The 26,154-nt window shown below is 73.7% G+C and carries 15 protein-coding genes and 5 pseudogenes; 10 read left to right on the top strand and 10 right to left on the bottom strand.

Going from position 1 to position 26,154, the window contains the following annotated elements; all coding sequences use genetic code 11:
- Nucleotide 1: 1 nt before the first annotated feature.
- The 3 genes from QQK45_RS02040 to ptsP all read left to right on the top strand — a co-directional run bounded on the left by QQK45_RS02040 (nucleotide 2) and on the right by ptsP (nucleotide 4,001).
- Entirely contained in the window at nucleotides 2–526 is a 525-nt protein-coding gene (locus QQK45_RS02040) for a GNAT family acetyltransferase (RefSeq protein ID WP_284291792.1), read from the top strand.
- 49 nt (nucleotides 527–575) lie between these two features.
- Nucleotides 576–2,195, top strand: coding sequence for a succinic semialdehyde dehydrogenase (locus QQK45_RS02035; RefSeq protein ID WP_284291790.1), 1,620 nt, complete (start codon nucleotides 576–578; stop codon nucleotides 2,193–2,195).
- A 78-nt stretch (nucleotides 2,196–2,273) separates the two neighbouring features.
- The gene (ptsP, locus tag QQK45_RS02030) at nucleotides 2,274–4,001 is read left to right on the top strand and encodes a phosphoenolpyruvate--protein phosphotransferase (RefSeq protein ID WP_284291788.1); all 1,728 of its coding nucleotides are present in this window, start codon (nucleotides 2,274–2,276) and stop codon (nucleotides 3,999–4,001) included.
- Nucleotides 4,002–4,020: 19 nt separating this feature from the next.
- On the opposite strand, the gene QQK45_RS02025 is transcribed toward ptsP, so the two are convergent.
- From QQK45_RS02025 to pta, 3 genes and pseudogenes are all read right to left on the bottom strand, one after another.
- On the bottom strand, nucleotides 4,021–4,413 hold the full coding sequence (locus QQK45_RS02025) for a DoxX family protein (RefSeq protein ID WP_284291786.1): 393 nt from the start codon (nucleotides 4,411–4,413) through the stop codon (nucleotides 4,021–4,023).
- A 13-nt stretch (nucleotides 4,414–4,426) separates the two neighbouring features.
- A pseudogene (locus QQK45_RS02020) lies at nucleotides 4,427–5,694 on the bottom strand (acetate kinase).
- A pseudogene (gene pta / locus QQK45_RS02015) lies at nucleotides 5,691–7,863 on the bottom strand (phosphate acetyltransferase). Before pta ends, QQK45_RS02020 begins: the two co-directional pseudogenes overlap by 4 nt.
- A gap of 180 nt (nucleotides 7,864–8,043) precedes the next feature.
- Here pta and QQK45_RS02010 point away from each other — a divergent pair.
- A complete protein-coding gene (locus tag QQK45_RS02010; RefSeq protein ID WP_284291784.1) occupies nucleotides 8,044–9,312 on the top strand; it encodes an ATP-binding protein in 1,269 nt (422 codons plus the stop codon).
- Between the two features lie 92 nt (nucleotides 9,313–9,404).
- On the opposite strand, the pseudogene QQK45_RS02005 reads toward QQK45_RS02010, so the two are convergent.
- Nucleotides 9,405–11,868: pseudogene (locus tag QQK45_RS02005) on the bottom strand (phosphoketolase family protein).
- A 221-nt stretch (nucleotides 11,869–12,089) separates the two neighbouring features.
- On the opposite strand from QQK45_RS02005, the gene QQK45_RS02000 reads away from it, so the two are divergent.
- Nucleotides 12,090–13,031, top strand: a complete 942-nt coding sequence (locus tag QQK45_RS02000; protein ID WP_284291782.1) for an SURF1 family protein — start codon at nucleotides 12,090–12,092, stop codon at nucleotides 13,029–13,031.
- A gap of 99 nt (nucleotides 13,032–13,130) precedes the next feature.
- Nucleotides 13,131–14,639 (top strand): MFS transporter, encoded by a 1,509-nt coding sequence (locus tag QQK45_RS01995; protein WP_284291780.1) that lies wholly within the window; start codon nucleotides 13,131–13,133, stop codon nucleotides 14,637–14,639.
- Nucleotides 14,640–14,647: 8 nt separating this feature from the next.
- Here the strand turns inward: QQK45_RS01995 and QQK45_RS01990 are convergent, their stop codons facing one another.
- The 3 genes and pseudogenes from QQK45_RS01990 to QQK45_RS01980 form a co-directional block, all read right to left on the bottom strand.
- A complete protein-coding gene (locus QQK45_RS01990; RefSeq protein WP_431310211.1) occupies nucleotides 14,648–15,826 on the bottom strand; it encodes a TRM11 family SAM-dependent methyltransferase in 1,179 nt (392 codons plus the stop codon).
- A gap of 177 nt (nucleotides 15,827–16,003) precedes the next feature.
- A pseudogene (locus tag QQK45_RS01985) lies at nucleotides 16,004–17,743 on the bottom strand (ABC transporter ATP-binding protein).
- Nucleotides 17,740–19,542 (bottom strand): ABC transporter ATP-binding protein, encoded by a 1,803-nt coding sequence (locus QQK45_RS01980; RefSeq protein ID WP_284291776.1) that lies wholly within the window; start codon nucleotides 19,540–19,542, stop codon nucleotides 17,740–17,742. Before QQK45_RS01980 ends, QQK45_RS01985 begins: the two are co-directional and overlap by 4 nt.
- Before the next feature lie 97 nt (nucleotides 19,543–19,639).
- On the opposite strand from QQK45_RS01980, the gene QQK45_RS01975 reads away from it, so the two are divergent.
- A complete protein-coding gene (locus QQK45_RS01975; RefSeq protein ID WP_284291774.1) occupies nucleotides 19,640–20,047 on the top strand; it encodes a DUF3817 domain-containing protein in 408 nt (135 codons plus the stop codon).
- A gap of 38 nt (nucleotides 20,048–20,085) precedes the next feature.
- On the top strand, nucleotides 20,086–21,273 hold the full coding sequence (locus QQK45_RS01970; protein ID WP_284291772.1) for a ThiF family adenylyltransferase: 1,188 nt from the start codon (nucleotides 20,086–20,088) through the stop codon (nucleotides 21,271–21,273).
- A 24-nt stretch (nucleotides 21,274–21,297) separates the two neighbouring features.
- Here QQK45_RS01970 and QQK45_RS01965 read toward each other — a convergent pair.
- The 3 genes and pseudogenes from QQK45_RS01965 to QQK45_RS01955 all read right to left on the bottom strand — a co-directional run bounded on the left by QQK45_RS01965 (nucleotide 21,298) and on the right by QQK45_RS01955 (nucleotide 23,516).
- Nucleotides 21,298–22,046 (bottom strand): annotated as a pseudogene (locus QQK45_RS01965) (thiazole synthase).
- Between the two features lie 40 nt (nucleotides 22,047–22,086).
- Complete coding sequence (gene thiS / locus QQK45_RS01960; protein ID WP_284291770.1) at nucleotides 22,087–22,314, bottom strand: sulfur carrier protein ThiS; 228 nt, start codon at nucleotides 22,312–22,314, stop codon at nucleotides 22,087–22,089.
- Nucleotides 22,311–23,516 carry an FAD-dependent oxidoreductase gene (locus QQK45_RS01955; RefSeq protein ID WP_284291768.1) on the bottom strand — a complete coding sequence of 402 codons (1,206 nt, stop codon included), beginning with the start codon at nucleotides 23,514–23,516 and terminating at the stop codon, nucleotides 22,311–22,313. Before QQK45_RS01955 ends, thiS begins: the two co-directional genes overlap by 4 nt.
- A gap of 283 nt (nucleotides 23,517–23,799) precedes the next feature.
- On the opposite strand from QQK45_RS01955, the gene thiE reads away from it, so the two are divergent.
- Nucleotides 23,800–24,327 carry a thiamine phosphate synthase gene (gene thiE, locus QQK45_RS01950; RefSeq protein ID WP_348525121.1) on the top strand — a complete coding sequence of 176 codons (528 nt, stop codon included), beginning with the start codon at nucleotides 23,800–23,802 and terminating at the stop codon, nucleotides 24,325–24,327.
- A gap of 58 nt (nucleotides 24,328–24,385) precedes the next feature.
- Nucleotides 24,386–26,005 carry a glutamine-hydrolyzing GMP synthase gene (gene guaA, locus QQK45_RS01945; protein ID WP_431310210.1) on the top strand — a complete coding sequence of 540 codons (1,620 nt, stop codon included), beginning with the start codon at nucleotides 24,386–24,388 and terminating at the stop codon, nucleotides 26,003–26,005.
- Nucleotides 26,006–26,154: the final 149 nt, after the last annotated feature.

Here is a 26,154-nt window from a genome sequence, read left to right as displayed (position 1 = left end):
CATGCCCCCCACGCCCGCCGGCTCGGGCCCGTCCGGGACGCGTGACGGCGTCGGGCTGCGGCTGCCCACGCCTGTCCTGCGCCTCGCCGAGGCCACCGACGACGACGTCGCGCCCCTCGTCGCGCTGTGGACCGCGTGCGGCCTCACCCGCCCGTGGAACGACCCCGAGCGGGACATCGAGGACGCTCGCTCGACCGCGACGTCGACCGTGCTCGTGGGGCACGTGGACGTGGCGGGCGCGGAGGTCGTGGTGAGCAGCGCCGTGGCCGGCTACGACGGGCACCGGGGCTGGCTGTACTACGTCGCCGTGGACCCCGCGTGGCAGGGGCGCGGGTTCGGCCGCGAGACCGTCGTCGCGGCCGAGGCGTGGCTCGCGGCGCAGGGCGCGCCCAAGGTCCAGCTCATGGTGCGGCACACGAACGTGGCCGCCGTCGGGTTCTACCAGGCGCTCGGCTACACGGACCAGGAGACCACCGTCCTGGGTCGTCGCTTCCCCGTCGCACAGGGCGGCCCGGACGTCGGCTGAGTGCCGCGGGCACCTAGGACTCGCGGTACCGGACGCGTAGCCTGGGCGCATGGCAGACAGCACGGACGACGTCAGCGTCGACGGCCTCCTCGACCCCGACAGCCCCACCGCGACGTACGCCCTCGAGCCCGACGTCGTCGCGCCTCTTCTGGGCCGTCTCGCGAGCTCGCGCGGGGCGGGCGAGCACCGGACCGTCGCCCCGTTCACGGGGGCGCCTCTCGTCGCGGTGCCGCTCTCGTCCGAGCAAGACGTCGCCGACGCGGTCGGGCGCGCACGCGAGGCGCAGCTCGCGTGGGCCGAGGTCCCGGTCGCGGCGCGTGAGAAGGTCCTGCTGCGGCTGCACGACGTCGTCCTCGACCGGCAGTCCGAGGTCCTGGACCTGCTCCAGCTCGAGAACGGCAAGTCGCGGACGAGCGCGTTCGACGAGGTCATGGACGTCGCGCAGGTCGCACGGCACTACGGGGTGCGGGCGCACCGCTACCTCAGGACGCGGCGCGTGCCCGGCATGATCCCCGGGCTCACGAGCACGCGGATCCTGCGCCACCCGGTGGGCGTCGTCGGTGTCATCGCCCCGTGGAACTACCCGCTCACGCTGACGCTCTCGGACATCATTCCCGCGCTGGTCGCGGGCAATGCGGCGGTGGTCAAGCCCGACCTGCAGACCCCGCTGACCATGCTCTGGGCCGCCGAGGCGCTCGAGGACGCCGGGCTGCCGGCTGGCGTCGTGCAGGTCGTCTACGGCGGGCCGGAGGTGGGCCGCGCGCTCACGGCATCGGTCGACCACATCGTCTTCACCGGCTCGACGGCGGTCGGCCGGACGGTCGCCGCGCAGGCGGGCGAGCGCCTCATCGGCGCCACGCTCGAGCTCGGCGGCAAGAACCCGCTGTACGTCGCGGCGGACGCCGACGTCGCGTCGGCGGCGAGCGGCGTCGTGCGGGCCTGCTTCGCGAACACGGGCCAGCTGTGCATGTCGATCGAACGGCTGATCCTGCACGAGGACGTCGCGGACGAGTTTCTCGACGAGTTCGTGCCGTTGGTGCGCGACCTCACGATGGGACCGGGGCTCGACTACCGGCACCAGGTCGGGTCGCTCACGTCGCAGGCGCAGCTCGACCGCGTCGTCGCGCACGTCGACGACGCCATCGCGCGCGGCGCGACCGTCCTCGCCGGGGGCGTGCACCGAGCCGATCTCGGCCCGTACTTCTACGCCCCGACGGTCCTCGACGGCGTGCCCGACGACGCGGTGTGCGCGCGCGAGGAGACGTTCGGTCCGGTGGTGTCGGTCCGGCGGGTGGCGTCGGACGATGGGGCGGTCGACGCCATGAACGACACCGAGTTCGGCCTGAACGCGAGCATCTGGACGGGCGACACGGCGCACGGGCGCCGGCTCGCGGCCCGGGTGCAGGCGGGGTCGGTCAACGTGAACGACGGCTACGCGGCCGCGTGGGGCTCGGTCTCGGCGCCGCTCGGCGGGTTCAAGGCGTCCGGGCTCGGCCGCAGGCACGGGCGCGAGGGCATCGAGGCCGTGACCGAGGTGCAGACCGTCGCGGTCGAGCGGGGCGTCGCGCGGGGCCTGAGCTTCGACACGCTGTACGAGCGGCCGGGCGAGCAGTGGACGGGCCTGATGACCCGGGCGTTCCGGGCGATGAAGGCCACGCGCCTGCCGTAGCCGCGGCGCGGTGGCCGGGGACCGTGCCGGGCGATACGATCTGGTCTAGACCACTCTGTCGCTGAGGATCGAGGAACCATGTCGCACGTGACCAGCGCCGCCCCCGACAACGCCGACACTCCCACGACCGTGCTCCACGGTGTCGGGGTCGGCAGGGCCGGGGTGGTGGGCCCGGTCGTCCAGGTCGCCGGTGCGCCCGCGGCGCCCGCCGACGAGCCCGGCACCGCGCCCGACCAGGTCGAGGCGGTGCAGGAGCGCGTCACCGCCGCGTTCGACGCCGTCGCGGCGGGGCTGCGGGCGCAGGCGGACGCAGCGTCGGGCGCGGCCGTGGACGTGCTCGGAGCGACCGCCCAGATGGCCGACGACAAGGCGCTGCGCAAGCAGACCGCCGCCGGCGTCGCGGCCGGGTCCGGCCCGGTGACCGCCCTCGACGCCGCGGTGAACGGGTTCGTGACGATGTTCGAGCAGGCCGGCGGCTACCTCGCCGAGCGCGTGACGGACCTGCGTTCGGTGCGCGACCGGGTCGCCGCTCGCATCCTGGGCGTCCCGGAGCCCGGCGTCCCCGCGCTCACCCGGCCGTCCGTCGTCGTCGGCAAGGACCTCGCGCCCGCCGACACCGCGACGCTCGACGTGAGCCACGTGCTCGCGATCGTCACCGAGCTCGGCGGCCCCACGTCGCACACCGCGATCATCGCCGGGCAGCTCGGGATCCCGTGCCTCGTGCGGGTCGCCGGGGCCACCGGGCTCCCGGACGGAGCGGTCGTCGCGGTCGACGCCGCGGCCGGCACCGTCGAGGTCGACCCGGCGCCCCAGGTCGCGGAGGCCTTCGCGCAGCGCGCGGAGGTGGCGGCGCGCCTCGCGGAGGACCACGCGCCCGGTGTCACCGCCGACGGCCACCGCATCCTCCTGCTCGCCAACATCGGCACCGCCGAGGATGCGGAGCGGGCCGCCGCCCAGGCCGTCGAGGGCTCGGGCCTGTTCCGCACCGAGGTCCTGTTCCTCGACCGCGAGACCGCGCCCACGCGCGAGGAGCAGGCCACGACCTACGCACGCGCGCTCCGTGCGTTCGGCGACCGCAAGGTCGTCGTCCGCACGCTCGACGCGGGGGCCGACAAGCCGCTCAAGTTCGCGACGCAGCCGGACGAGGAGAACCCCGCGCTCGGGGTCCGCGGCTACCGGCTCGTGCGCACCGTGCCCGAGGTCGTGACCACCCAGCTCAAGGCACTCGGCGACGCACGCCGCGAGACCGGCCTCGAGCCGTGGGTCATGGCGCCCATGATCGCGACGCCCGGCGAGGCGCGGGACTTCGCCGCCTCGGCCCGTGCGCAGGGCCTCACGAAGGTCGGCGTCATGGTCGAGATCCCGGCCGCCGCGCTGCGCGCCGACGCGATTCTGCGCGAGGTCGACTTCGTGTCCATCGGGTCCAACGACCTCGCCCAGTACACGATGGCCACCGACCGGCTGCGCGGCGAGCTCGCCGACCTCATCGACCTGTGGCAGCCCGCCGTGCTCGACCTCGTCGCCGCGACCGCAGCCGCCGGGCAGCGGGCGGGCAAGGACGTCGGGGTCTGCGGTGAGTCCGCGTCCGACCCGCTCATGGCCGTCGTCCTGACCGGCCTCGGGATCACGAGCCTGTCCATGGCGCCCGTCGCCGTGCCCGCCGTGCGCTACGCGGTCAAGGCGCACACGCTCGAGCAGGCGCGCGCCGTCGGGCAGGCGGCCCTCGCCGCCGACGACGCTCCCGGCGCCCGTGCGGCCGCGCTCGCCGCACTGGCCCCGGGCGTCGCGGACGCGCTCGGTCTCTGACGGGCCGGCCTGGCGGGCGTCAGCCGCGGTCGAGCGCCACGAGGAGCAGGCCGCCGATCATCGCCAGGTTCTTGTGGAACTGGACGCGCTGCGCCTTGCGGGCGGCGGGGTCGTCGACCTTCCAGAAGGCGTGACCGGCGACCGTGGTCGGCACCAGCGAGCCCACGAGGACCACGGCGGACGTGCGCGGGAGGATCCCGAGCGCCAGCAAGGTGCCCGCGGAGGCCATGACCGCGCCGTTGGTGCGGACCAGCACGGTGTCGTCGTCGGGCAGGGGGACGATGCGGCGGATCGCCTCCAGCGTCGGACCGGCCGCGGTGACACGGCCCCCGGGCTCGCGGGCCGCGTCCGCCCCGAGCAGGGCGTACGTGGACCCGGTCAGGACACGGGCGAGCAGCCGGACAGGCTTCATGGTGGGCTTCCTCTCAGGACGCGAGGCCGTCCACGACCTCGATGCACTGGCGCGCGATCGCGAGCTCCTCGTTGGTCGGCACGACCATGACGAGCGTGCTCGTCCACGCCGGGGAGATGATGCGCGGCTCGGACGACGACGGCGCCGCGTTGCGCTCGGGGTCGACGGCCAGCCCGAGCGGCTCGAGGCCGTCGAGCACCTCGGCGCGCACGGCGGCGTCGTTCTCCCCGACGCCCGCGGTGAACGCCAGCACGTCGACCCGGCCGAGCACCGCGTGGTACGCCCCGATGTACTTGCGCAGCCGGTGCTCGTAGACGTCGAGCGCGAGCCTCGCGGCCCTCGCCGCCTCGGCGTCGTCGCCGTCCGCCAGCTCCCGGACGGCACGGAAGTCGTTCTCGCCCGCGAGACCCTTGACGCCCGACCGCTTGTTGAACAGGTCGTCGATCTCGTCGATGCTCATGCCCGCGTTGCGGGACAGGTGGAACACCACGGCGGGGTCGATGTCGCCCGTCCGGGTCCCCATCACGAGACCCTCCAGCGGCGTCAGGCCCATCGACGTCTCGACCGGTACGCCCCCGCGACGGCCGACGCCGACGCGCCGTTGCCCAGGTGCAGGACGATCTGGTTGAGGTCCTGGACCCGGCGCCCGAGCACGCGCGCGACCTTCCCGGCGACGTACTGGTGGCTCGTGCCGTGGAAGCCGTAGCGCCGCACCCCGTACTCCTCGGCGACGCCGCGGTCGAGCGCGTACGTGTACGCGTGCTCGGGGAGGGACTGGAAGAACGCCGTGTCGAAGACGGCGACGTGCGGCACGTCGGGCATCAGCTCGCGCGCCACCTCGATGCCCGTCGCGTTCGCCGGGTTGTGCAGCGGCGCGAGCGGGGACAGGTCGCGGATCTGACGGACCACGTCGTCGTCGATCAGGACCGGCTTGGAGAACACCGAGCCGCCGTGGACCACGCGGTGCCCGACGGCGTGCACCCCGGCCTTCTCGAGGTCCGGGCCGAGCTCCGCGAACAGCCCGAGCGCGACCCGCAGCGCCTCGCCGTGGTCGGCGACCTTCGCCTCGCGCTTCGTCGTGTTGCCGCCGAAGACGTGCTTCACCGGGCTCGACGACTCGCCGATCCGCTCGACGATCCCCGACGCGATCGCCTCCCCGCCCACCGGGTTCACGAGCTGGTACTTGAGCGAGCTGGAGCCCGAGTTCAGCACCAGCACGGACCCGTGCGCGCCGTACGCGGAGTACGGGTTGGGGCGTTCGGACTCGGGCAGGATGCTCATGCTTCTCCTTCTCCGGCGGACCCGGCCGAGGCTGCGGTCCCGGCCTGGGCCTGGATCGCGGTGATCGCGACCGTGTTGACGATGTCGTGGACGAGCGCCCCGCGCGACAGGTCGTTGACGGGCTTCGCGAGCCCCTGGAGCACCGGCCCGATCGCGACCGCACCCGCCGAGCGCTGCACGGCCTTGTACGTGTTGTTGCCCGTGTTGAGGTCCGGGAAGACGAACACCGTCGCCTTGCCTGCCACGTCGGAGCCCGGCATCTTCGACGCCGCCACCGAGGCGTCCACGGCGGCGTCGTACTGGATCGGGCCGGCCACCGACAGGTCGGCGCGGCGCTCGCGGACGAGCGCGGTCGCGTCCCGGACCTTCTCGACGTCGGCGCCGTAGCCGGACTCGCCGGTCGAGTAGGACAGCATCGCGATCCGCGGCGGGACACCGAACTGGGCGGCGGTGGCCGCGGACGAGATGGCGATGTCGGCGAGCTGCGTGGACGTCGGGTCGGGGATGACCGCGCAGTCGCCGTAGACGAGCACCCGGTCCTCGAGGCACATGAGGAACACCGACGACACGACCGAGACGCCGGGCGCCGTCTTGATGATCTCGAACGACGGCTTGATCGTGTGGGCGGTCGTGTGGGCCGCGCCCGACACCATGCCGTCCGCGAGGCCGAGGTGGACCATCATCGTCCCGAAGTACGAGACGTCCGTAACGATCTCCCGTGCGCGCTCGACGGTCATGCCCTTGTGCGCGCGCAGCTGCGTGTACTCCTCGGCGAACCGCTCGACGAGCCCCGGGTCGTGCGGGGACAGGACGTGCGCGCCGTCGAGCCGCAGGCCCAGCTCGGCGGCGCGGGCCCGGACCGCCGACTCGTCCCCGAGGATCGTCAGCTCGGCGACGTCGCGCTGCAGCAGGGTCGACGCCGCGCGCAGGATGCGGTCGTCGTCGCCCTCGGGCAGCACCACGTGCTTGCGGTCCGCGCGAGCACGGGCGAGGAGCTCGTACTCGAACATGAGCGGTGTCACGACGTCCGACGGCGGCACGTCCAGGGCGGCCGCGAGGCCGCCGTGCGCGGCGCTCGCCGTCGCGCGGTCGAACAGGGCGAGAGCCGTGTCGACCTTGCTGGGGGCGTCGAGGCTGACCCGGCCCCGGGTGCGCGACGCGCGGCTCGCCGTCTCGATCGTGTCGAGGTGCGTCGTGAGGATCGGGAGGCTCGGCGCGAGGTCGTCGAGCAGGCGCGCGATCGACTCCGGGGCTCGAGGCCGCCCGTGAGGACCATGGCGGCGAGCGACGGGTACGACGGCGCGGAGTGCGCCGCGAGCAGACCGATGAGTACCTCCGAGCGGTCGCCCGCGGTGACGACGACCGCCCCGTCGGTCAGGTGCCCCAGCATGTGCTCGAGCGTCATCGCCCCGACGAGCACGCCCATCGCCTCGCGTGCGAGGAGCTCGTCGTCGCCCAGCAGCAGCGTGCCCTCGACGGCCTCACGCAGCCCCTCGACGGTCGGCGCGGACAGCGACGGCTCCTCGGGGATCGTCCACACCGGCAGCGGGGACGTCGGGGCGCCCGGCACGTCCAGGCCGCCCAGCGCCTCGCCGACCGCGTCGAGGTCGTCCGGACGGCACCGGTTCGCGACGACGCCGAACGGCCGCGCGTGGAACGCCCGCAGCTCGGCGAGGCTCACCTCGGCGAGCTGGCGGACGTCGTCGGGCGTGCGACCGAAACCCGAGATCACGAGGAGGACGGGCGACCCGAGGTTCGCCGCGACCCGCGCGTTGAAGGACAGCTCGGTGGGCCCGGCGACGTCGGTGTAGTCGCTGCCCAGGACCAGCACGGCGTCGCACGCGAGAGCCACGTCGTGGAACTTCGCGACGATCTGGGAGAGCGAGGCGTCGGGGTCGTCGTGGACCTCGTCGTAGGTGACCCCGACGCACTGCTCGTAGCCGAGGTCGACGCTGTCCCGCGCGAGCAGCAGCTCGAGCACGTAGTCGCGGCCCGCGCGCGGGTTCGCCTCGGCGCTGCGTGCGACGGGGCGGAACACGCCCACCCGCGGGAACCGGCGCTGGAGCAGCTCCAGGACGCCCAGCGCGACGGTCGACTTGCCGGTCTCCCCTCGGGGGAGGTGATGTAGACGCTGCGGGTGGACTCGCTCACGGACTCATTCCATCGCATCGCCGCACGGGCTGCAGTGTCGCGGGCCACGCGGCGGTCGGTCTCCGGAGTCGGGTGCATCACGTCGGACACCGATGTGCAGAACTGTCCAGTATGAGGGCGCAAGATTGTCTAGTTTGAACTCGCATATCTGTCTAGTATGGAGTTGCTCATCTGGTCGGTATGCAGGAAGCGAGCGAGATGACGTATCGAGGACGAGTGATCGACGGCGAGCTGGCGACGCTGGTGCAGGCGGTTCCCGCCGTCTCTCTCGTCGGGCCCAAGGCGATCGGGAAGACGGAGTCGGCGCGCCGGCTGGCCGCCTCCGTGCTCGACCTGGCCGACGTCGACGAACGGGTCGTCGTCCAGGCGTCGCGCAAGGAGGCTCTCGCCCGAGCGAAGCCACCCGTGCTCATCGACGAATGGCAGCACGACCCCGACATCTGGGAGGCGATGCGTCGTGCTGTCGACGCCGACCCGTCCCCGGGTCGCTTCCTCCTCACCGGCAGCGCCAACCCGCGCGACGTACGCGTGCACTCGGGTGCCGGCAGAGTCGTCCGTCTGCGGATGCGACCCATGAGCCTGGCGGAGAGGGGTTCCGCCGAACCTACCGTGAGCCTCGCCGGGCTGTGGAAGCAGCGGGGCGAGGTCGGCGGGACCTCGTCCCTCGTGCTCGCCGACTACGTCACCGAGATCCTCGGCTCGGGTCTCCCCGCTATCCGTCTCGGTCCGGAGCGCGCCCGCACGCCGCTCCTGAAGGGCTACGTGGAGAGCGTCCTCGAGCACGACGTCCCCGAGCTCGGATTCGTCCCCAAGCGCCCGGCGTCGCTGGCGCAGTGGCTCCGCGCCTACGCGGCCGCCAGCTCGACGACGGCCACGTACGAGTCGATCGCCGGCGCGGTTCCGGACGACCAGCGAGCGACCCGCACGACGATCGGGGCGTACCGCGACGTCCTCGAGCATCTCTGGCTGCTCGACCCCGTCCCCGCGTTCGCGCTGAGCAGGAACAGGCTCGGCACGCTGGGACAGATGCCGAAGCACCAGCTCGCCGACCCGGCGCTCGTCGGCGCCCTGCTCGACATCGGCCCCGACACCCTCCTCGACAGCTCAGCGGGACGCGAGTTCGCAGGGCTGCGCGATGGTCCGCTCGTGGGGAACCTGTTCGAGTCGTTGGCGACGTTGTGCGTGCGGGTCTACGCACAGCCGCTCGGGCTGTCGGTCTCGCACGTCCGGACAGCCCGCGGCGAGCGCGAGATCGATCTCGTCGTGCACGCCCCGGACGGTCGGACGCTCGCGATCGAGGTCAAGCTCGCAGCGACGCCGGACGACCGGGACGTCCGGCACCTGCACTGGCTCGGAGAACGTCTGGGGGACGACCTCGTGGACAAGGTCGTCCTCACGACGGGTCGCCAGGCCTACCGTCGACCGGACGGGGTCGCCGTCGTCCCGCTCGCGCTCCTCGGCCCCTGACCGGACTCGAGCAAGCGGGCCCGGCGTCGAGCAAGCAGGGAGGTCCGCTTGCTCGACACCGGGCCCGCTTGCTCGACGTCGGGGAGTGCTGGCTACTCGTTGTCCCCGCCCGTCCCGATGGTCGCGTCGACCTGGGTCGTGTCGGCGAGGTCCTGCGCGTCGGGCCACACCCAGTCCCTCACCTCCGGCAGGTCGTCGCCGTGCTCACGCGTGTACTGGCGGGCCTCGAGGCGCTTGTCCTGCATCTCCTGCCGCAGCCCGGCGTACCGGGACGCGAGCCCGGGCACGCGGTCGATGACGTCGATGACCAGGTGGAACCGGTCGAGGTCGTTGAGCATGACCATGTCGAACGGCGTCGTCGTGGTGCCCTCCTCCTTGTACCCGCGCACGTGGAGGTTCGCGTGCCCCGTGCGGCGGTACGTGAGGCGGTGGATGAGCCACGGGTAGCCGTGGTAGGCGAAGATGACCGGCTTGTCGCGGGTGAAGAGCGTGTCGAAGTCCTTGTCGGACAGCCCGTGCGGGTGCTCCTTCTCGTCCTGGAGCCGCATGAGGTCGACGACGTTCACGACGCGTACCCGCAGGTCCGGGATCCGGTGCCGCAGGATCTCGGCCGCGGCGAGCACCTCGAGGGTCGGGACGTCGCCCGCGCACCCCAGGACGACGTCGGGCTCCTGGCCCTCGGTCTCCGTGCCCGCCCAGTCCCAGATCCCGAGCCCACGCGTGCAGTGCGCGACGGCCTGCTCCATGGACAGGAACTGGGGCGCCGGCTGCTTGCCCGCCACCACGACGTTGACGTACTGCCGACTGCGCAGGCAGTGGTCATACGTCGACAGGAGGGTGTTGGCGTCCGGCGGCAGGTACACCCGCACGACCTCGGCCTTCTTGTTCACGACGTGGTCGATGAAGCCGGGGTCCTGGTGGCTGAAGCCGTTGTGGTCCTGGCGCCACACGTGGCTCGACAGCAGGTAGTTGAGGCTCGCGATCGGCCGCCGCCACGGGATGTGGTTGGTGACCTTGAGCCACTTGGCGTGCTGGTTGAACATCGAGTCGATGATGTGGATGAACGCCTCGTAGCTGGTGAACAGGCCGTGCCGCCCCGTGAGCAGGTAGCCCTCGAGCCAGCCCTGGCACTGGTGCTCGGAGAGCTGCTCCATGACCCGCCCGACGCGCACGAGGTGCTCGTCGACCTCGGGGAGAAGTACTCGGCGTTCCACTGCTTGCCGGTCACGTCGTAGACGGCCTGCAGCCGGTTCGACGCGGTCTCGTCGGGGCCGAAGATCCGGAAATTGTCCGGGTTGCGACGGATCACCTCGGTGAGGAACTCGCCGAGGACGCGAGGGGCCTCCACGACGCCCGACCCCGGCTTCGGCACGTCGACCGCGAAGTCGCGGAAGTCGGGCAGCCGCAGGTCGCGGAGCAGGACCCCGCCGTTCGCGTGCGGGTTCGCGCTCATCCGCAGGTCGCCCGCCGGGGCGAGCTCGCGGATGTCGCCGTCGATCGCGCCGTCGTCGTCGAAGAGCTCCTCCGCCCGGTACGACTTCAGCCAGTCCTCGAGGACCTGGAGGTGCTCCGGCGTGTCCCGCGCGTTGGCGAGCGGCACCTGATGGGCGCGCCACGAGCCGACCGTCTTCTTGCCGTCGATGTACGCGGGGCCCGTCCACCCCTTGGGGGTGCGGAAGACGATCATCGGCCAGGCCGGGCGGGGAGGTCCTCGCCCTGCTCGGCGGCCGCCGCCTTGATCGCGGCGATCTCGTCGAGGACCTCGTCGAGCGTCGCGGCGAACCTGCGGTGGATGCTGTCGAAGCTCTCGTCCGTGCCGTCGGCGACCTCGAACCAGTGGACCTTGTGCCCGTACCCCGTCAGGAGCGAGGTGAGCTCGTCCTGGCCGATCCGGTCCAGGATCGTGGGGTTCGCGATCTTGTAGCCGTTGAGGTGCAGGATCGGCAGGACGACGCCGTCGTGCGACGGGTTGACGAGCTTGTTGGAGTGCCAGCTCGTCGCGAGCGGGCCGGTCTCGGCCTCGCCGTCGCCGACGACCGCCGCGACGAGCAGATCCGGGTTGTCGAACGCCGCGCCGTACGCGTGCGAGAGCGCGTACCCGAGCTCGCCGCCCTCGTGGATCGAGCCGGGCGTCTCGGGCGCGACGTGCGAGGGGATGCCGCCGGGGAACGAGAACTGGCGGAACAGCTTGCGCAGGCCCTCCTCGTCCTCGGTGATGTCGGAGTACAGCTCGGAGTACGTGCCGTCGAGGTAGGTGTTCGCGACCAGGCCGGGGCCGCCATGGCCCGGGCCCGCGACGTAGATCGTCGACTGCTGGCGCTCCGCGATCGCCCGGTTGAGGTGCGCGTAGAGGAAGTTCAGGCCCGGCGTCGTCCCCCAGTGGCCCAGCAGGCGAGGCTTGACGTCGTCGCGCGTGAGCGGGCGCCGCAGGAGTGGGTTGTCCAGCAGGTAGATCTGGCCGACCGACATGTAGTTGGCGGCACGCCACCACCGGTCGATCCGGGCGACGGTCTCGTCGCTCACTGCGTTGTCCGGAAGGGCGGTCCAGGAGGACATCGATCACACACTCCTCAGAGCTGAGCTGATGGTCCCTTCATTCCATCGCAGGAGGTCCCTCGTCGCGCGCCGGGCGGAGGTGACGAACCCGACGGACCCCGGGGGCGCTGGTGGCGGGGTCCCGGGCACCGGGCTCCCAGGCAGCCCCGTTACCGTGGACCCGTGGTTTCCCCGGCCCCCCGACGACGCCGACCTCCTTCGGCCCGAGCGCGCCGTCGCCCGTGCCCGCGCGCCCGGGGAAGCCGCCGCGCGTCCAGGGGCCGTTGACGTGGGGGCAGGTCGTGCGCCGGCCCCGCATGATCGGCCTCCTCGCCGTCCTCCTCGCGTTCGCCGCCCTGTGCGGGAGCCTCGGCGCGTGGCAGCTCGACCGTGCGTACGCGCGCGGCGACGCCGCCCAGCAGAAGGAGCTCGACGCGAAGCTCGCGGCCGAGGAGGCGCGTGGACCGGACGGGCTCGGCACGGTCCTCGCACCGCAGACGACGTTCACCGGCAAGCTCGTCGGCGACCTGGTCTGGGTCGAGGGCGCCTACGAGCCGGACGGTCAGGTCCTCGTGCCCGGCCGCGCGCTCGACGGCCGCACGGGCTACCTCGTGCTCGCCCCGCTCCGGGTGTCCGACGACGGCACGTCCGGCGCGTCGTGGAAGTCCCTGTCGGGTGGCGCGCCCGTGGTGCCGGTGGTCCGTGGCTGGGTGGCGACGCCCGAGCAAGCGACCGCTGCGCCGTCGGGCACGGTGCGCGTGAACGGGTACCTGCAGGCCTCGGAGGCCACGGACGGCACGGGGCACACGCTGCCCGACGGGCAGGTCGACTCGGTGTCGTCGGCGCAGCTCGCCAACCGGTGGGGCGGTCCCATCTACAGCGGGTACGTGGTGCTGCGCGACTCGGACCCCGCCGCCGACCCGGCGATCGCCGTGCTCCCGCGGCCGCGGGTGGAGGGCTCGGGCGACGTGAACCTGCAGAGCCTCTCGTACGCGTTCCAGTGGTGGCTCTTCGCGGTGTTCGCGGTGTTCGTGTGGTGGAGGATCGTCCGCGACCAGCGCGACCACGAGAACGCCGCCCTCGCGGGGACGACGGCCGCACCGGACGACGCGCCGCCGCCCGGGCGTACGCCGCAGGTCCGCCGGGGCGACGACGGCATCGCGGGGCTCCCGGCCCGGCACTGACGCCGCGAACCTGGGTCCCCGGGGCCGCTGTCAGCGAGATGTCAGCAGCGGCAGGGTCGTGTCAGCGCCGTGTCAACCGACGGGACGAACATCGTCTGCATGACCACGACCGCACCTACGCCGCGACCGACCGTGTCGCGCACCTACTCGTCGCTCCGCGCCGCCTGGATCCCGATGGCGGCCCTCTGCCTGGCCTTCTTCGTCGAGATGGTCGACAACACGCTCATGTCGATCGCCCTCCCGACGATCGGCCGCGACCTCGGCAGCAGCACCACGGCGCTGCAGTGGGTCAGCGGCGCCTACTCGCTCACGTTCGGCGGGCTGCTCCTCACGGCCGGCTCGATCGCCGACCGGTTCGGCCGGCGCCGCGTGCTGCTCGTCGGGCTCGCGGCGTTCGGGATCATCAGCCTCGGTGCCGCCCTCGTGTCGACGAGCGGCGAGCTCATCACCCTGCGCGCCCTGCTGGGCCTGGCGGCCGCGGCGATGGCGCCCGTGACGAACTCGCTGGTGTTCCGCCTGTTCGACGACAAGGCCCTCCGGATGCGGGCCATCACCGTGATGATGGTCGTCGGCATGTCCGGGTTCATCCTCGGCCCGCTGCTCGGTGGCACCGCGCTCGCGCACGTCTCGTGGCAGTGGCTGCTCCTCGTCAACTTCCCGATCGCGCTGATCGCCTGGATCGGCGTCCGGCTCGGTGTCGCCGCCGACGCCAAGGACGGCCTGACCGACGACAGGCTCGACCTGCCCGGCGCCGCCTTCAGCATCGCGACGATCGGCCTCGCGTGCTACGCCCTCACGAGCGGCGTGCAGCACGGCTGGACCTCCGCGATCACGCTCGGCTGCGTCGTCGGCGCCGTCCTCGCCGCGGTGCTCTTCGTGCGGCACGAGCGCCGCTCCAAGGCGCCGATGCTCGACCTCAAGCTCTTCTCGAACGGCACCGTGCGCGGCGCGTCGATCGCGCAGATCGGCACCGCCGTCGCGATGGCGGGCGTCATGTTCGGCCTCATCCTGCACTTCCAGTACGCGTGGGGCTGGAGCCCCGTGAAGGCCGGGCTGGCGAACCTCCCGATGATCATCACGATGCTCGGCGCGACGCCCTTCTCGGAGTGGCTCGTCACGCGGTTCGGGCACCGGGTCGCCTGCCTCGTCGGCTCGGGCTTCCTCGCCGCGGGCGTCGGAGGTCTCGCGTGGGGCGTCGAGCACGGCTACGTCGCGATCGCCCTCGCGATGGTCGTCATGACCGTCGGCCTGCGCACGGTGATGACCGTGTGCGCCGTGGCCCTCGTGGACGAGATGCCCGCCAACCGCACCTCGATGGGCACCGCGCTGAACGACACCGCCCAGGAGGTCGGGACGAGCGTCGGCACCGCCGTCGTCGGGACGCTCATCGCGACCCTGGTCGCGAGCCAGCTCCCCGCCGGCACGTGGAGCAACGAGCTGGTCGCCTCGTTCTTCCACGGTGAGCGGGTCACCTACATCGTGCTGGCCGTGGTCGTGGGGATCGTCGCGGCGTTCGGCGCCTCGACGCTGACGAACTCGCGCTCGACCGAGGAGCACACCGACGACGAGGAGGCCACCGAGCCCGAGCGCGAGACGGTCTCCGCCTGACGGTCTGCTCAGCGTGGCTTGCGGGCCACGACGAGGTCGCGCTGGATCGCCTGGTCGACGCGGTGCTCGAACCCCTGCCAGGGGTCGGGCGCCGCGTCGTCGCGTCCCCCGCCGAGCACCTCGAGGCCGGCGTCGGTGAGCGCGTCGACGAGGTCGCGACGTGGCGCAACCTTGACGTTCCACGCGATCCCGACGGTGCCGCCCCGGCGCAGCAGGCGGACCCACCCGGGCAGCGCCCGGGAGAGGAGCGGGACCGGGGAGCGGGTCAGCTCGTCCCGGGACGTGGACCGGCCGTCGCGCCCGCGCGTGCCCGACGCCCGGTTGCCGTGCTGGACCCCGTACGGCGCGTCGGTGACGATCGCGTCGAAGTGCCCGGCGGGGAACAGCTCCGCGGCGCGGACCGTGTCCGCGTTGACCAGCTCGACGCCGATGGTCTCGCCGGCGCGGTACTCCGCGGGCGTCGCGCCGACGGTCGCGGCGAAGCGACGCCCGAGGCTCTTCCCGTCGCGGTGCTGTGTCTGGAGGGACGCGCCGTGCTTGAGCCGGTGGTTCTTGAGCCACGTGCGCAGGAAGACGGCGTACGCCTCGACGTCCTTGGCGTCGACGTCGATCCCCGCGGCGTCCCAGCCGCGCACGAGCGCCTGGTTGAGCGTGGTGCCGCGCCCCGCCATCGGGTCGAGGACCCGGAGCCGACGTCGGGCGCCGTCGGGCCGCGTGGTCCACGGGCCGGCGAGGTCGCGCGGCCGGTCCGTCGCCGCGACGGTGACGTTCACGAGCAGGCGCGTGAAGTCCTCGTTCGTCTTCCCGGCGTACTTCTGCACGGTCAGCAGGTCCGAGTCGAACAGATCGACGCCGGCCCGCGCGACGGGCCGGAGCACGGCTTCGCCGGCGTCGTCCCGGCCGCCCTCGACCCGGAAGAGCGCATAGACGGACGACAGCGTGGACACCAGCGCGAGGTCCGTGGCTTCGACGGTCGCTGCGTCGGGCCCGGCGGGGGCGTCGTCGAGCGCGAACGTCACGTACGGCAGCCCGCCGAGCGTCGTCGTGCCGACGTCGGTGAGCCGTCCGTCGAACGCACGCTCCGCGACCGCGCTCAGCTCCGCGAGGGCGAGCCGCGGCGCGGCCTGCGCGTACACGCGGTTGTGCGACGGCGAGACGAGGAAGGCGTACCGGGTCACGCGCGCCATTCTCCCGCCTGATCACGAGTGAGCGACGCGAGCGGCGAGGGAACGGACGAGGGCTGGTGGGCGGGGAGGTGTCGAAGGACGTCAAAGAGTCCGCACGGCCCCCGGGCCGCAGGACGACAGTCCGAGACACCTCGCCGCCCACCAGCTCGGCGGTGAGTCAGACGACGACCGGCACGATCACTCGTGCTGCCACGAGTGCCACAGCCGCGCGTAGTCCCCGCCCGCGGCCACGAGGTCGTCGTGCGGCCCGATCTCGGTGATCCGCCCCCGTCGACGACGGCGACGCGGTCCGCGTCGTGCGCCGTGTGGAGGCGGTGCGCGATCGCGACGACGGTGCGGCCCTCGAGCACGCCGTTGAGCGAGCGTTCGAGGTGCCGGGCGGCCCGCGGGTCGAGCAGGGACGTCGCCTCGTCGAGCACGAGCGTGTGCGGGTCGAGCAGGACGAGCCGGGCGAGCGCGATCTGCTGCGCCTGAGCCGCGGTCAGCGCGTGCCCGCCGGAGCCGACGTCGGTCCGGAGCCCGTCCGGAAGCGCCTCGGCCCAGGTGCGGGCGTCGACGGCCTCGAGCGCGTCGAGGAGCTGCTCGTCCGTGGCGTCGGTGTCGGCGAGGCGCAGGTTGTCGGCGAGCGTCCCGACGAAGACGTGGTGCTCCTGGGTGACGAGCGCGACGTGCCGGCGCAGGTCCTCGAGCGGCAGCTCGACGAGCGGCACGTCGCCGACGGTCACCGACCCGCCCGTGGGCGGGTGGATTCCCGCGAGCATGCGGCCGAGCGTCGACTTGCCGGCGCCCGACGGCCCGACGATGGCGAGGCGCTCGCCGACGCGGAGGTCGAGGTCGACGTCGTGGAGGACGTCGTGGCCCTCGCGGTACGCGTAGCGGACCTTCGTCCCGACGACGTGCTCGTCGGTGGGGACCGCGGTGCCGGCCTCACGGTCCTGGTCGACGAGCCGGACGCCGATCACGCGGGACAGCGAGACGCCGGCGACCTGGAGCTCGTCGAGCCAGAAGATGAGGTCGAACACGGGCCCGCCGAGCTGCATGCCGAACGCCATGACGCTCGTGACCGCACCGACGGACGTGTAGCCCTGCGAGAGCAGCCAGCCGCCCCACAGCAGCACGGCGACGGGCGCGAACGAGAACGCCGCGTCGACCGACGGGATGAGCACGCTGCGCAGCCGCAGCGTGTACCGCTCGGCCTCGAAGGCCTCGCGGAGGTTGCGGTCGACGCGGCGCCGCAGCCGGGCGCCGAGGTGCAGCGCGTCGGTGGTGCGGGCCCCCTCGACGGCCTCGGTGATGGTGCCGTTGACGGTCGCGTAGGCCGCGGACTCGCGCAGGTAGCCGGGGTCGCACGCGCCAGGTACCAGCGCGTCGTGACGACGATCGCGGGCACGCCGACGAGCAGCCCGATCGACACGAGCGGCGCGATGACGAACGACGCGGCGAGCGTGAGGACGATCGTCACGACGCACACCATGATGCGCGGCACCCCGAAGCGGACGGCGTGCTGGAGCCGGTTCACGTCGTTGGTCGTGCGGGCGACGAGGTCGCCCGTCCCGGCGCGCTCGACGGTCGACAGCGGCAGCCGCGTCACCGTGTCCATGAACTCCTCGCGGAGCTCGGCGAAGACCTGCTCGCCGAGCACCATCGAGGCCTGCTGGGCGAACCGGATGACGACGGCCTGCAGGAGCACGGCACCGAGGAGCACCGCGACCATCCGGTCGACCGCGGCGTCGGTAGTGCCCCCGTGACGTCGTTGACGATGCGCCCGAGCAGCCACGGGCCGACGAGCCCGGCGACGGCGGCCACGGTGTGCAGCACGACGACGCGCGTGAGCGCACGCCGGTGGGCGCGCAGCAGCGACACGGTCGCGCGGCGGGTCGTGGGTCCGTCCGCGATGGGCAGGACGGTGGCGGTCATCGGGTTCCTCCGGTGGTCTGCAGTCGGGCGGGCTCGTCCGGTTCCTGCTCGTCGTCGCCCATCCCGCGGCCGACGACGTCGCGGTAGCGCGTGGCGGCCGCATCGGTGCGCGCGAGCAGGTCGGCGTGGCGGCCGTGCGTGGTGACGAGGCCGTCCTCGAGGAGCACGACCTCGTCGACGTGGTCGAGCACGAGCGGGCTCGCGGTGACGACGAGCGTGGTGCGCCCGCGGCGGACCTCGGCGACGCGCTCGGCGATGCGGGCCTCGGTGTGCGCGTCGACGGCGCTGGTCGGCTCGACGAGCACGAGGATCTCGGGGTCGGTGAGCAGCGCGCGCGCGAGCGCGACGCGCTGGCGCTGGCCGCCGGACAGTGACCGGCCCTTCTCGGGCAGCTCGCCGGTCAGGCCGCCGGGCACGGAGTCGAGGACGTCCTGCGCGTCGGCCGCCATCATGGCGCCGAGCAGGTCCTCCTCGGTGGCCCGGCCGCGCGCGTCGAGCTCCTCGCCGAGGACGCCCGAGAACAGGTGGGTCGTCGCCTCGGACACGACGATGCGGTGGCGCAGCGCGTCCTTGTCGAGGTCGGCGAGCCGCACCCCGCCCAGGCGGACGGGGGTGTCGGCCTCGTCCTCGTCGTCGAACCGGCCGAGGCGCGTGGCGACGCGCGCCGCCTCGTCGGGGTCGGCGCTCACGAGCCCGACGACGCGACCCGGCTCGAGGCGCAGCCCGCTGGCGTCGTCGACGAGCTCGACGCCCGCGACCGGGGCCTCGGCGAGCGCCGCGTCGTCGGCGGTCTCGGTCGCGGACCGCGTGCCGAGGACGGCCTGGACCTTGCCGGCGGCGATGAGGCCGCGCGTCGTGATCTGGAGCATCTGGGTGGCGAGCTGGAGCGGCCACGACAGGAACGCCGCGTAGGCGTAGAAGGTCACGAGCTCGCCCGGGGTGATCTCGCCGGCGACCGCGGCGTGCGCACCGAGCCACAGCACGAGCGCGACCAGCAGGCCGGGCAGGAGGACCTGGAGCCCGTCGAACACGGACTGGACGGTCGCGACCCGGACGCCCTCGTGGCGCACCTTCTGCGACTGCTCGACGTAGCGGCCCGTGAAGACCTCCTCGCCGCCGATCCCGCGCAGGATGCGCAGGCCGGAGACGGTGTCGGCGCCGAGCGCGGTCAGGTGGCCCTGGGCCTCGCGCTGCGTCGCCTGGCGGGACTGCAGCGGCTTGACGAGCAGCGCCATGATGCCCGCCACGACCGGCAGCCCGACCACGACGACGAGCCCCAGCTTGAGCGACTGCGTGCACATGACGACGGCGACCGTCACGTAGGCGAGCACGCCGCCGACGAACCGGCCGGTCATGGCGAACACGTCGCCGATGCGCAGCGCGTCGTTGGCGACCGCGGACACGACCTCACCGGTCGGGAGCTTCTGGGTGATGCGGTGGCCGGTGCGCGAGGCCTTGTAGCCGACCATTTGCGAGAACGAGAACGAGGCGCGCAGCCAGTTCTGCACGTCGAAGCGGTGGCTGAACAGGCCGCCGGCCACCATGACGAGGCCGTTGAGCAGCATGATCAGGCACCAGCGCACCAGGTCGGCGCCAAACCCGTGGGTCAGCCCGTCGTCGATGGCGCGGCCGATGAACAGCGGCGTCAGGGCCTGCGACACCATGGTCGCGGTGCCCGCGACGAGCGACGCGAGCAGGATGCCGCGCTGGCGCCACGCCTGCCACCACAGGGCGCGGGCGGGCGATCCGAGCGGGGGTGTGCCCGGGTCGGGAAGGGGAGGGTTCGCACCTCGTAACATTAGGTCGGGCCGCCCACACGAAGCCCATGGTTTTTCCCACAGCGCACGTTCAGCCGCGCACCGTCGTGCGTGACACGAAGCCCGAGGCAGGCACCGCATGACCACCCCCACGACCCCCGTCGACAAGAACGCCGCCGACCCGTCGGCCGACGCCGCCCGCACCGCGATCCGCAAGGCGCGTGGCGCCCTGGCGCGGTATCGCGTCATGGCCATCGTCACCGGTGTCATGCTCCTGCTGCTGTGCGTCGAGCTGATCCTGAACTATGTCGTGAAGGTGTCCTGGGAGGACGCGATCCGCTGGATCCCCTTCGCGCACGGCTGGATCTACGTGATCTACCTGGTGACCGTCGTCGACCTGTGGTCCAAGATGAGGTGGACGTTCGGCCGGCTCGTCGCCCAGGTGCTCGCGGGCGTCGTCCCGGTCATGAGCTTCATCGTGGAGAAGCGGGTCCATCGCGACGCCGAGGCCAAGCTGCAGGCGCTCGCCGACCAGTACGGCGTCTGACGGTCCGCGGCCGGCGGGGAAGCCGGAAAGGGGAGAGCATGGCGACCGAGACCGACCTGACGCCCGACGAGCTCGCCCGCTACGCGCGCCAGCTCGCGCTCCCGGGCGTCGGGCTCGAGGGCCAGGAGCGCCTGCGCGACGCGCGCGTGCTCGTCGTGGGCGCGGGCGGCCTCGGCAGCCCGGTCCTGCTCTACCTGGCCGCGGCGGGCGTCGGGACGCTCGGCATCGTCGACGACGACGTCGTCGACACCTCCAACCTCCACCGCCAGGTGATCCACGGCGACGCGCAGGTGGGACACGCCAAGGTGGGGTCCGCCCGCGACGCCGTCGCCCGCGTCAACCCGCACGTCCACGTGGAGGAGCACGACCTCCGACTGGACGCGACGAACGCCCTCGACCTGCTCGCCCGGTACGACGTCGTCGTCGACGGGACCGACTCGTTCGAGGCCCGCTACCTCGTGTCCGACGCCGCCGAGCTCGTCGGCGTGCCCGCCGTCTGGGGTGCGATCCACCAGTACTCCGGCCAGGTCGCGGTGTTCTCCGCCGCCGGCCTGCCCGCGTCCGACGACGGCTCGCGCGCCGCGCTGCCCGGCGTCACCTACCGCGACGTGTTCCCCGAGCCTCCGCCGCCCGGCACCGTGCCCGACTGCGCGACCGCCGGCGTGTTCGGCGTCGTCTGCGGCACCGTCGGCACCGCGATGGCGACCGAGGTGGTCAAGCTCATCACCGGCGTCGGGCGGACGCTGCTCGGCCGTCTCGCCGTGTACGACGCGCTGGACGCGGAGTGGCGCTACCTGACCGTCCGGGCCGACCCCGCCCGCGAGCCCGTCACCGCGCTGGCCGACCCCGAGCCCGTCGTGTGCGCGGTGCCCGCCCCCGAACCCGCCACCACCCCCGACCGCATGGACGCCGACGAGCTCGCCGACCGGCTCGGGCGCGGCGACGTCGTCGTGCTCGACGTGCGCGAGGACTGGGAGCTCGCGGCCGAGCCCTTCGACCCCGGCGCCGACGCCGACGTCCGGCACCTGCCGTTCGGGCGGGTCGCCGCGGGAGACGCGCGGGCCGCGCTCGCGGACCTCCCGCGCGACGTCGTCGTCGCAGTGCTGTGCAAGGCCGGCCACCGCGCCGAGCGCGTGGCCGAGGTCGCCCGGGCCGAGGGCGTCGACGCCCGCACCGTCGACGGCGGGATGCTCGCCTGGCGCGCCCGCCCCGTCCCCGCGAAGTAGTACGGCGGCCTTACTGCTTCGCGGTCAGAGGGCGAGGTCGAGATTGCCCGCGCGCACGACGCCGTCCACGGGCGACGACGCGAGCGCCTGCTCCCGCCGCGGCACGCGACCCGCGTGGGCGGCGTCGTACCCGGCCTGGACCGCGAGGCGCATGGCGCGCGCCATCCGCACGGGGTCGGTCGCGCGCGTGACGGCCGTCGCCAGCAGCACGCCGTCGCACCCGAGCTCCATCGCGAGCGCCGCGTCCGACGCCGTCCCGACGCCCGCGTCGAGGATCACGGGCACGCCCGCGCGGGCCGCGATCGCCTCGATGTTGCGCGGGTTCGCGACCCCGAGCCCCGACCCGATCGGGGAGCCGAGCGGCATGACGGCCGCGCAGCCGACGTCCTCGAGCCGGCGCGCCAGGACCGGGTCGTCGTTGGTGTAGGGCAGGACGACGAAGCCCTCCCGCACGAGCGTCTCCGCCGCCTCGACCAGGCCGAGCGGGTCGGGCAGGAGCGTGACGTCGTCGGCGATCACCTCGAGCTTGACCCAGTCGGTGCCGCACGCCTCGCGCCCGAGCCGGGCGGTCAGGACGGCGTCGCGCGCGGTGAAGCAGCCGGCCGTGTTGGGCAGGGCGCGGATGCCGAGCCGCTCGAGGAGCGCCCAGACGCCGTGGTCGCCCGTCGCGGTCCCGGGGAGAACCGCCGCAGCGCGACCGTCGTGAGCTCGGTGCCGGACGCGACGAGCGCGTCCTCGAGCGCGAGCAGGCTCGATGCGCCGCCCGTCCCCATCACCAGGCGCGAGCGCAGCGGCACCCCGGCGATCGTCAGGTCAGCCACCCTGCACCGCCCCGACGATCTCGACCCGGTCGCCCGGCAGGACGGCGGTGCTCGCCCAGGCGCTGCGCGGCACGACGGCGTCGTTGACGGCGACCGCGATCCCGCGCGCCGTGCGGTCGGCCGCGAAGGCGGGCACGAGGTCGGCGACCAGCGCGTCGACGGGCAGCGGCGCGTCCAGGCGGCGTGGAGCGCCGTTGACGAGCGTCTCGAGGGTGGTCATGCGGTCCTCCGGTGGTCAGGGGCGGTGAGGCGGTCCGGGTTCGTGGCGGCGAGCGCACGGCCGAGGACGCCGCTCGGCAGCCCGGGCGTGACGGCTCCGAGCGCGTCCGCGAGCGCGACCCCCGTGAGCGGCGCGAGCAGGACGCCGCCCCGCCCGTGCCCGGTCGCGAGCCACAGCCCGGGCAGGCCGGACGGCCCGACGAGCGGGCGCCCGTCGGGCGTGGTGGGCCGGGCGCGCTGCGTGACGTCGACGAGCGTGGTCTCGTCGAGGCCCGGCACGAGGGCGCGGGCGTCACGCAGGAGGGCGAACGTCCCTCCGGCGCGCGGGCGCCTGGCGTCGGTCGTCTCCTCGCTCGTCGCCCCGACCACGACCTCGCGCGTCCCGTCCGGCCCCGGCGCCCGCGGCACCATGTACACGGGCCGGCCCTGCACCTGGCCGCGGAGGGTCCGGGTGAGCGGCAGATCCGGCCCGGCGGCGAGGCGGAGCGTCTGCCCGACGACGTCGCGCACCGGGACCGCCGGTGCGCCCGCGTCTGCGGCGAGGGTCCGCGACGGGGTGCCGGCCGCGAGGACGGTGAGGCCCGCGAGGTGCACGTGACCGGTGTCGTCGACCGCGCCGACGACGCGTGGGCCCTCGCGCACGAGGCGCACCGCCGACGCGGGGACCCGTCGCACCCCCGCCGCCCGGACGGCGTCGAGCAGCGCACGGTGCGTGGCGCGGGGGTCGGCGCGGTGGTCGTCGGGGGCGAGCGCCGCGCCGGCGACGGGCCCGAGAGCGGGTTCCTCCCGGCGCGCGTCGGCGACCGTGAGCGCGACGGACCGCAGCCCGGCGGCGGCGTGCTGGTCGAGGCGTCGGAGCAGGTCCGTGCGGTCCCCGGCGTCGTAGGCGAGCAGCAGCGACCCCGCCGGCTCGAAGCCCGGGTCCCGGCCCGACGACGCCCGCAGCTCGGCCGCGAAGCCCGGCCACAGCGCGGCCCCGGCGAGGTGCAGGGCGGTGGCGGCGCCGTCGTCGGGCTCGGCCTCGCCCACGGGCGCGAGCATGCCCGCGGCGGCGTGGGTGGCGCCGTCGCCGGGAGACCGGTCGAGGACCGTCACGTGGGCGCCGGACCGGGCGGCGTACCAGGCGCACGTCAGCCCGACGACACCGCCCCCGACCACAAGGACGTCGGGGACGCGCGAACGCGGCAGGGGGACGGCGGGCACGAGTATGCTCCCTTCGCTGGCATGACCCAGAGCAGGTTCGACGGTCGACGCCTTCGCCGGCGTCCTCTCAGCCCCGGCCCCGGACGGCGTCGGAGTTCCGACGACCGGGCGGGAGGGGCTCCCGTGCACGCGTCACACTACACTCGCGCCGCATGGCCGCCTCCTCCTCACCAGCGCGTCGGACGGTCGCCGACGCCCTCCTCTACCTGTGCACCGACGCGAGGCCGGGCGGCCGGGACCTCGGTGAGCTCGAGGCGTTCCTGGACGCCGCGCTGCGCGGGGAGTGGACGTCGTCCAGCTCCGCGACCGGTCGATCGACACCCGCGAGGAGCTCGAGCTGTGCGGGCTGGTCGCCGACGTGGCGGCGCGGCACGGCGCGCTCTGGGCCGTCAACGACCGCGCCGACGTCGCGATGCTCACCGCGGCTCCGGTGTTCCACACCGGCCAGGACGACCTGCCCGTGGCCGCCGCGCGCTCGCTCGTCGGGCCGGGGGTCGTGCTCGGCCGTTCCACGCACGACGACGCCCAGGCCGCAGCCGCGGACGCCGACCCCGACGTGGACTACTTCTGCGTCGGGCCCGTCTGGGCGACGCCGACCAAGCCCGGCCGGCCCGGCGTCGGGCTCGACCTCGTCCGCCGGGTCGCCGCGTCGCGGCCGTCGACGCCGTGGTTCGCCATCGGCGGCATCGACGCGGAGACGGTCGAGGAGGTCGTGGCCGCCGGGGCCACGCGCGTCGTCGTCGTCCGCGCCATCACCGCCGCCGACGACCCCGAGGCCGCCGCACGGACCCTGCGCACCGCCCTGGGATGACGTCGCGGCGTGGCGGACGCCCGGTCCGGCAGACGGCCGGCCCCCGTAGACTTGGTACGTGACCGAAGCCTCCGCCGCCCCGCTCGCCACCCCCACCGCCGAGGCCGCCGGGCCCGCGACGCCGCGCCCCGTGCTCGTCGTCGACTTCGGCGCCCAGTACGCGCAGCTCATCGCGCGTCGCGTGCGCGAGGCCAAGGTCTACTCCGAGATCGTGCCGCACACCTTCACCGTCGAGCAGATGCTCGCGAAGGACCCGGCCGCGATCATCCTCTCCGGCGGGCCGTCGTCCGTGTACGCGCAGGGGGCCCCGTTCGTCGACCCGGCGCTCTTCGACGCCGGCGTCCCCGTGATGGGCATCTGCTACGGGTTCCAGGCCATGGCCCAGGCGCTCGGCGGCGAGGTCGCCCAGACCGGCCTGCGCGAGTACGGCGGCACCGAGGTCGAGGTCTGCGAGGCCGGCGTCCTGCTCACGGGCACCCCGGGCCACCAGACCACCTGGATGAGCCACGGCGACGCCGTCCACCGCGCGCCCGACGGCTTCGAGGTGCTCGCCACCTCGTCCGGCTCGCCCGTCGCCGCCTTCGAGGACCGCAGCCGTCGCCTCTACGGCGTCCAGTGGCACCCCGAGGTCAAGCACTCCGCGCACGGCCAGACCGTCCTCGAGCACTTCCTGTACGACGGCGCAGGCCTCGCCCCCGACTGGACGCCCGGCAACGTCATCGCCGACCAGGTCGCCGCCATCCGCGCCCAGGTCGGCGACGCCCGCGTCATCTGCGGACTGTCCGGCGGCGTCGACTCGTCCGTCGCCGCGGCGCTCGTCCAGAAGGCCGTCGGAGACCAGCTCACCTGCGTGTTCGTCGACCACGGGCTCCTGCGCGAGGGCGAGGTCGAGCAGGTCGAGCGCGACTTCGTCGACGCCACCGGCGTGAACCTCGTGATCCGCGACGAGAAGGAGCGCTTCCTCACCGCGCTCGCCGGGCACACGGACCCCGAGACCAAGCGCAAGATCATCGGGCGCGAGTTCATCCGCGCGTTCGAGGACGCCGCGCGCGAGATCGTCGAGTCGGCCGGGGAGGCCGGCGGCGAGGTCAAGTTCCTCGTCCAAGGCACGCTCTACCCCGACGTCGTCGAGTCCGGCGGCGGCGAGGGCGCCGCCAACATCAAGTCCCACCACAACGTCGGCGGCCTGCCCGACGACCTCCAGTTCGAGCTCGTCGAACCCCTCCGCACCCTCTTCAAGGACGAGGTCCGCGCCGTCGGGCTCGAGCTCGGCGTCCCCGAGGTCATCGTCTGGCGCCAGCCGTTCCCCGGCCCCGGCCTCGGCATCCGCATCATCGGCGAGGTCACCGCCGAACGCCTCGACACCCTCCGCGCCGCCGACGCCATCGCCCGCGAGGAGCTCACGAAGGCCGGCCTCGACCGCGAGATCTGGCAGTGCCCCGTCGTGCTCCTCGCCGACGTCCGCTCCGTCGGCGTCCAGGGCGACGGCCGCACCTACGGGCACCCCGTCGTGCTGCGGCCCGTGTCTTCCGAGGACGCCATGACGGCCGACTGGACGCGCCTGCCCTACGACGTCCTCGCCACCATCTCCACCCGCATCACCAACGAGGTGGCCGACGTCAACCGCGTCACCCTCGACGTCACCAGCAAGCCGCCGGCGACGATCGAGTGGGAGTGAGCGGGTGGTCGTGACGGGGCTTCGGGGAGGTGGTGCCGGTCTACCATCCGCCTCCACTCGTTCCTCGCTCCGGCTCCCGCCAGCCCCGCCACGACCCGCACCACCTCCCCGAAGCCCCGCCTCGACCACAGGTCCGCAGGCGGCGCCCT

Source organism: Luteimicrobium album, from assembly GCF_030161555.1.
In the GTDB taxonomy this organism is placed as follows: domain Bacteria; phylum Actinomycetota; class Actinomycetes; order Actinomycetales; family Cellulomonadaceae; genus Luteimicrobium; species Luteimicrobium album.
Note: the sequence above shows the minus strand (reverse complement) of the source record. Positions and strands in the feature narration are given on the sequence as shown.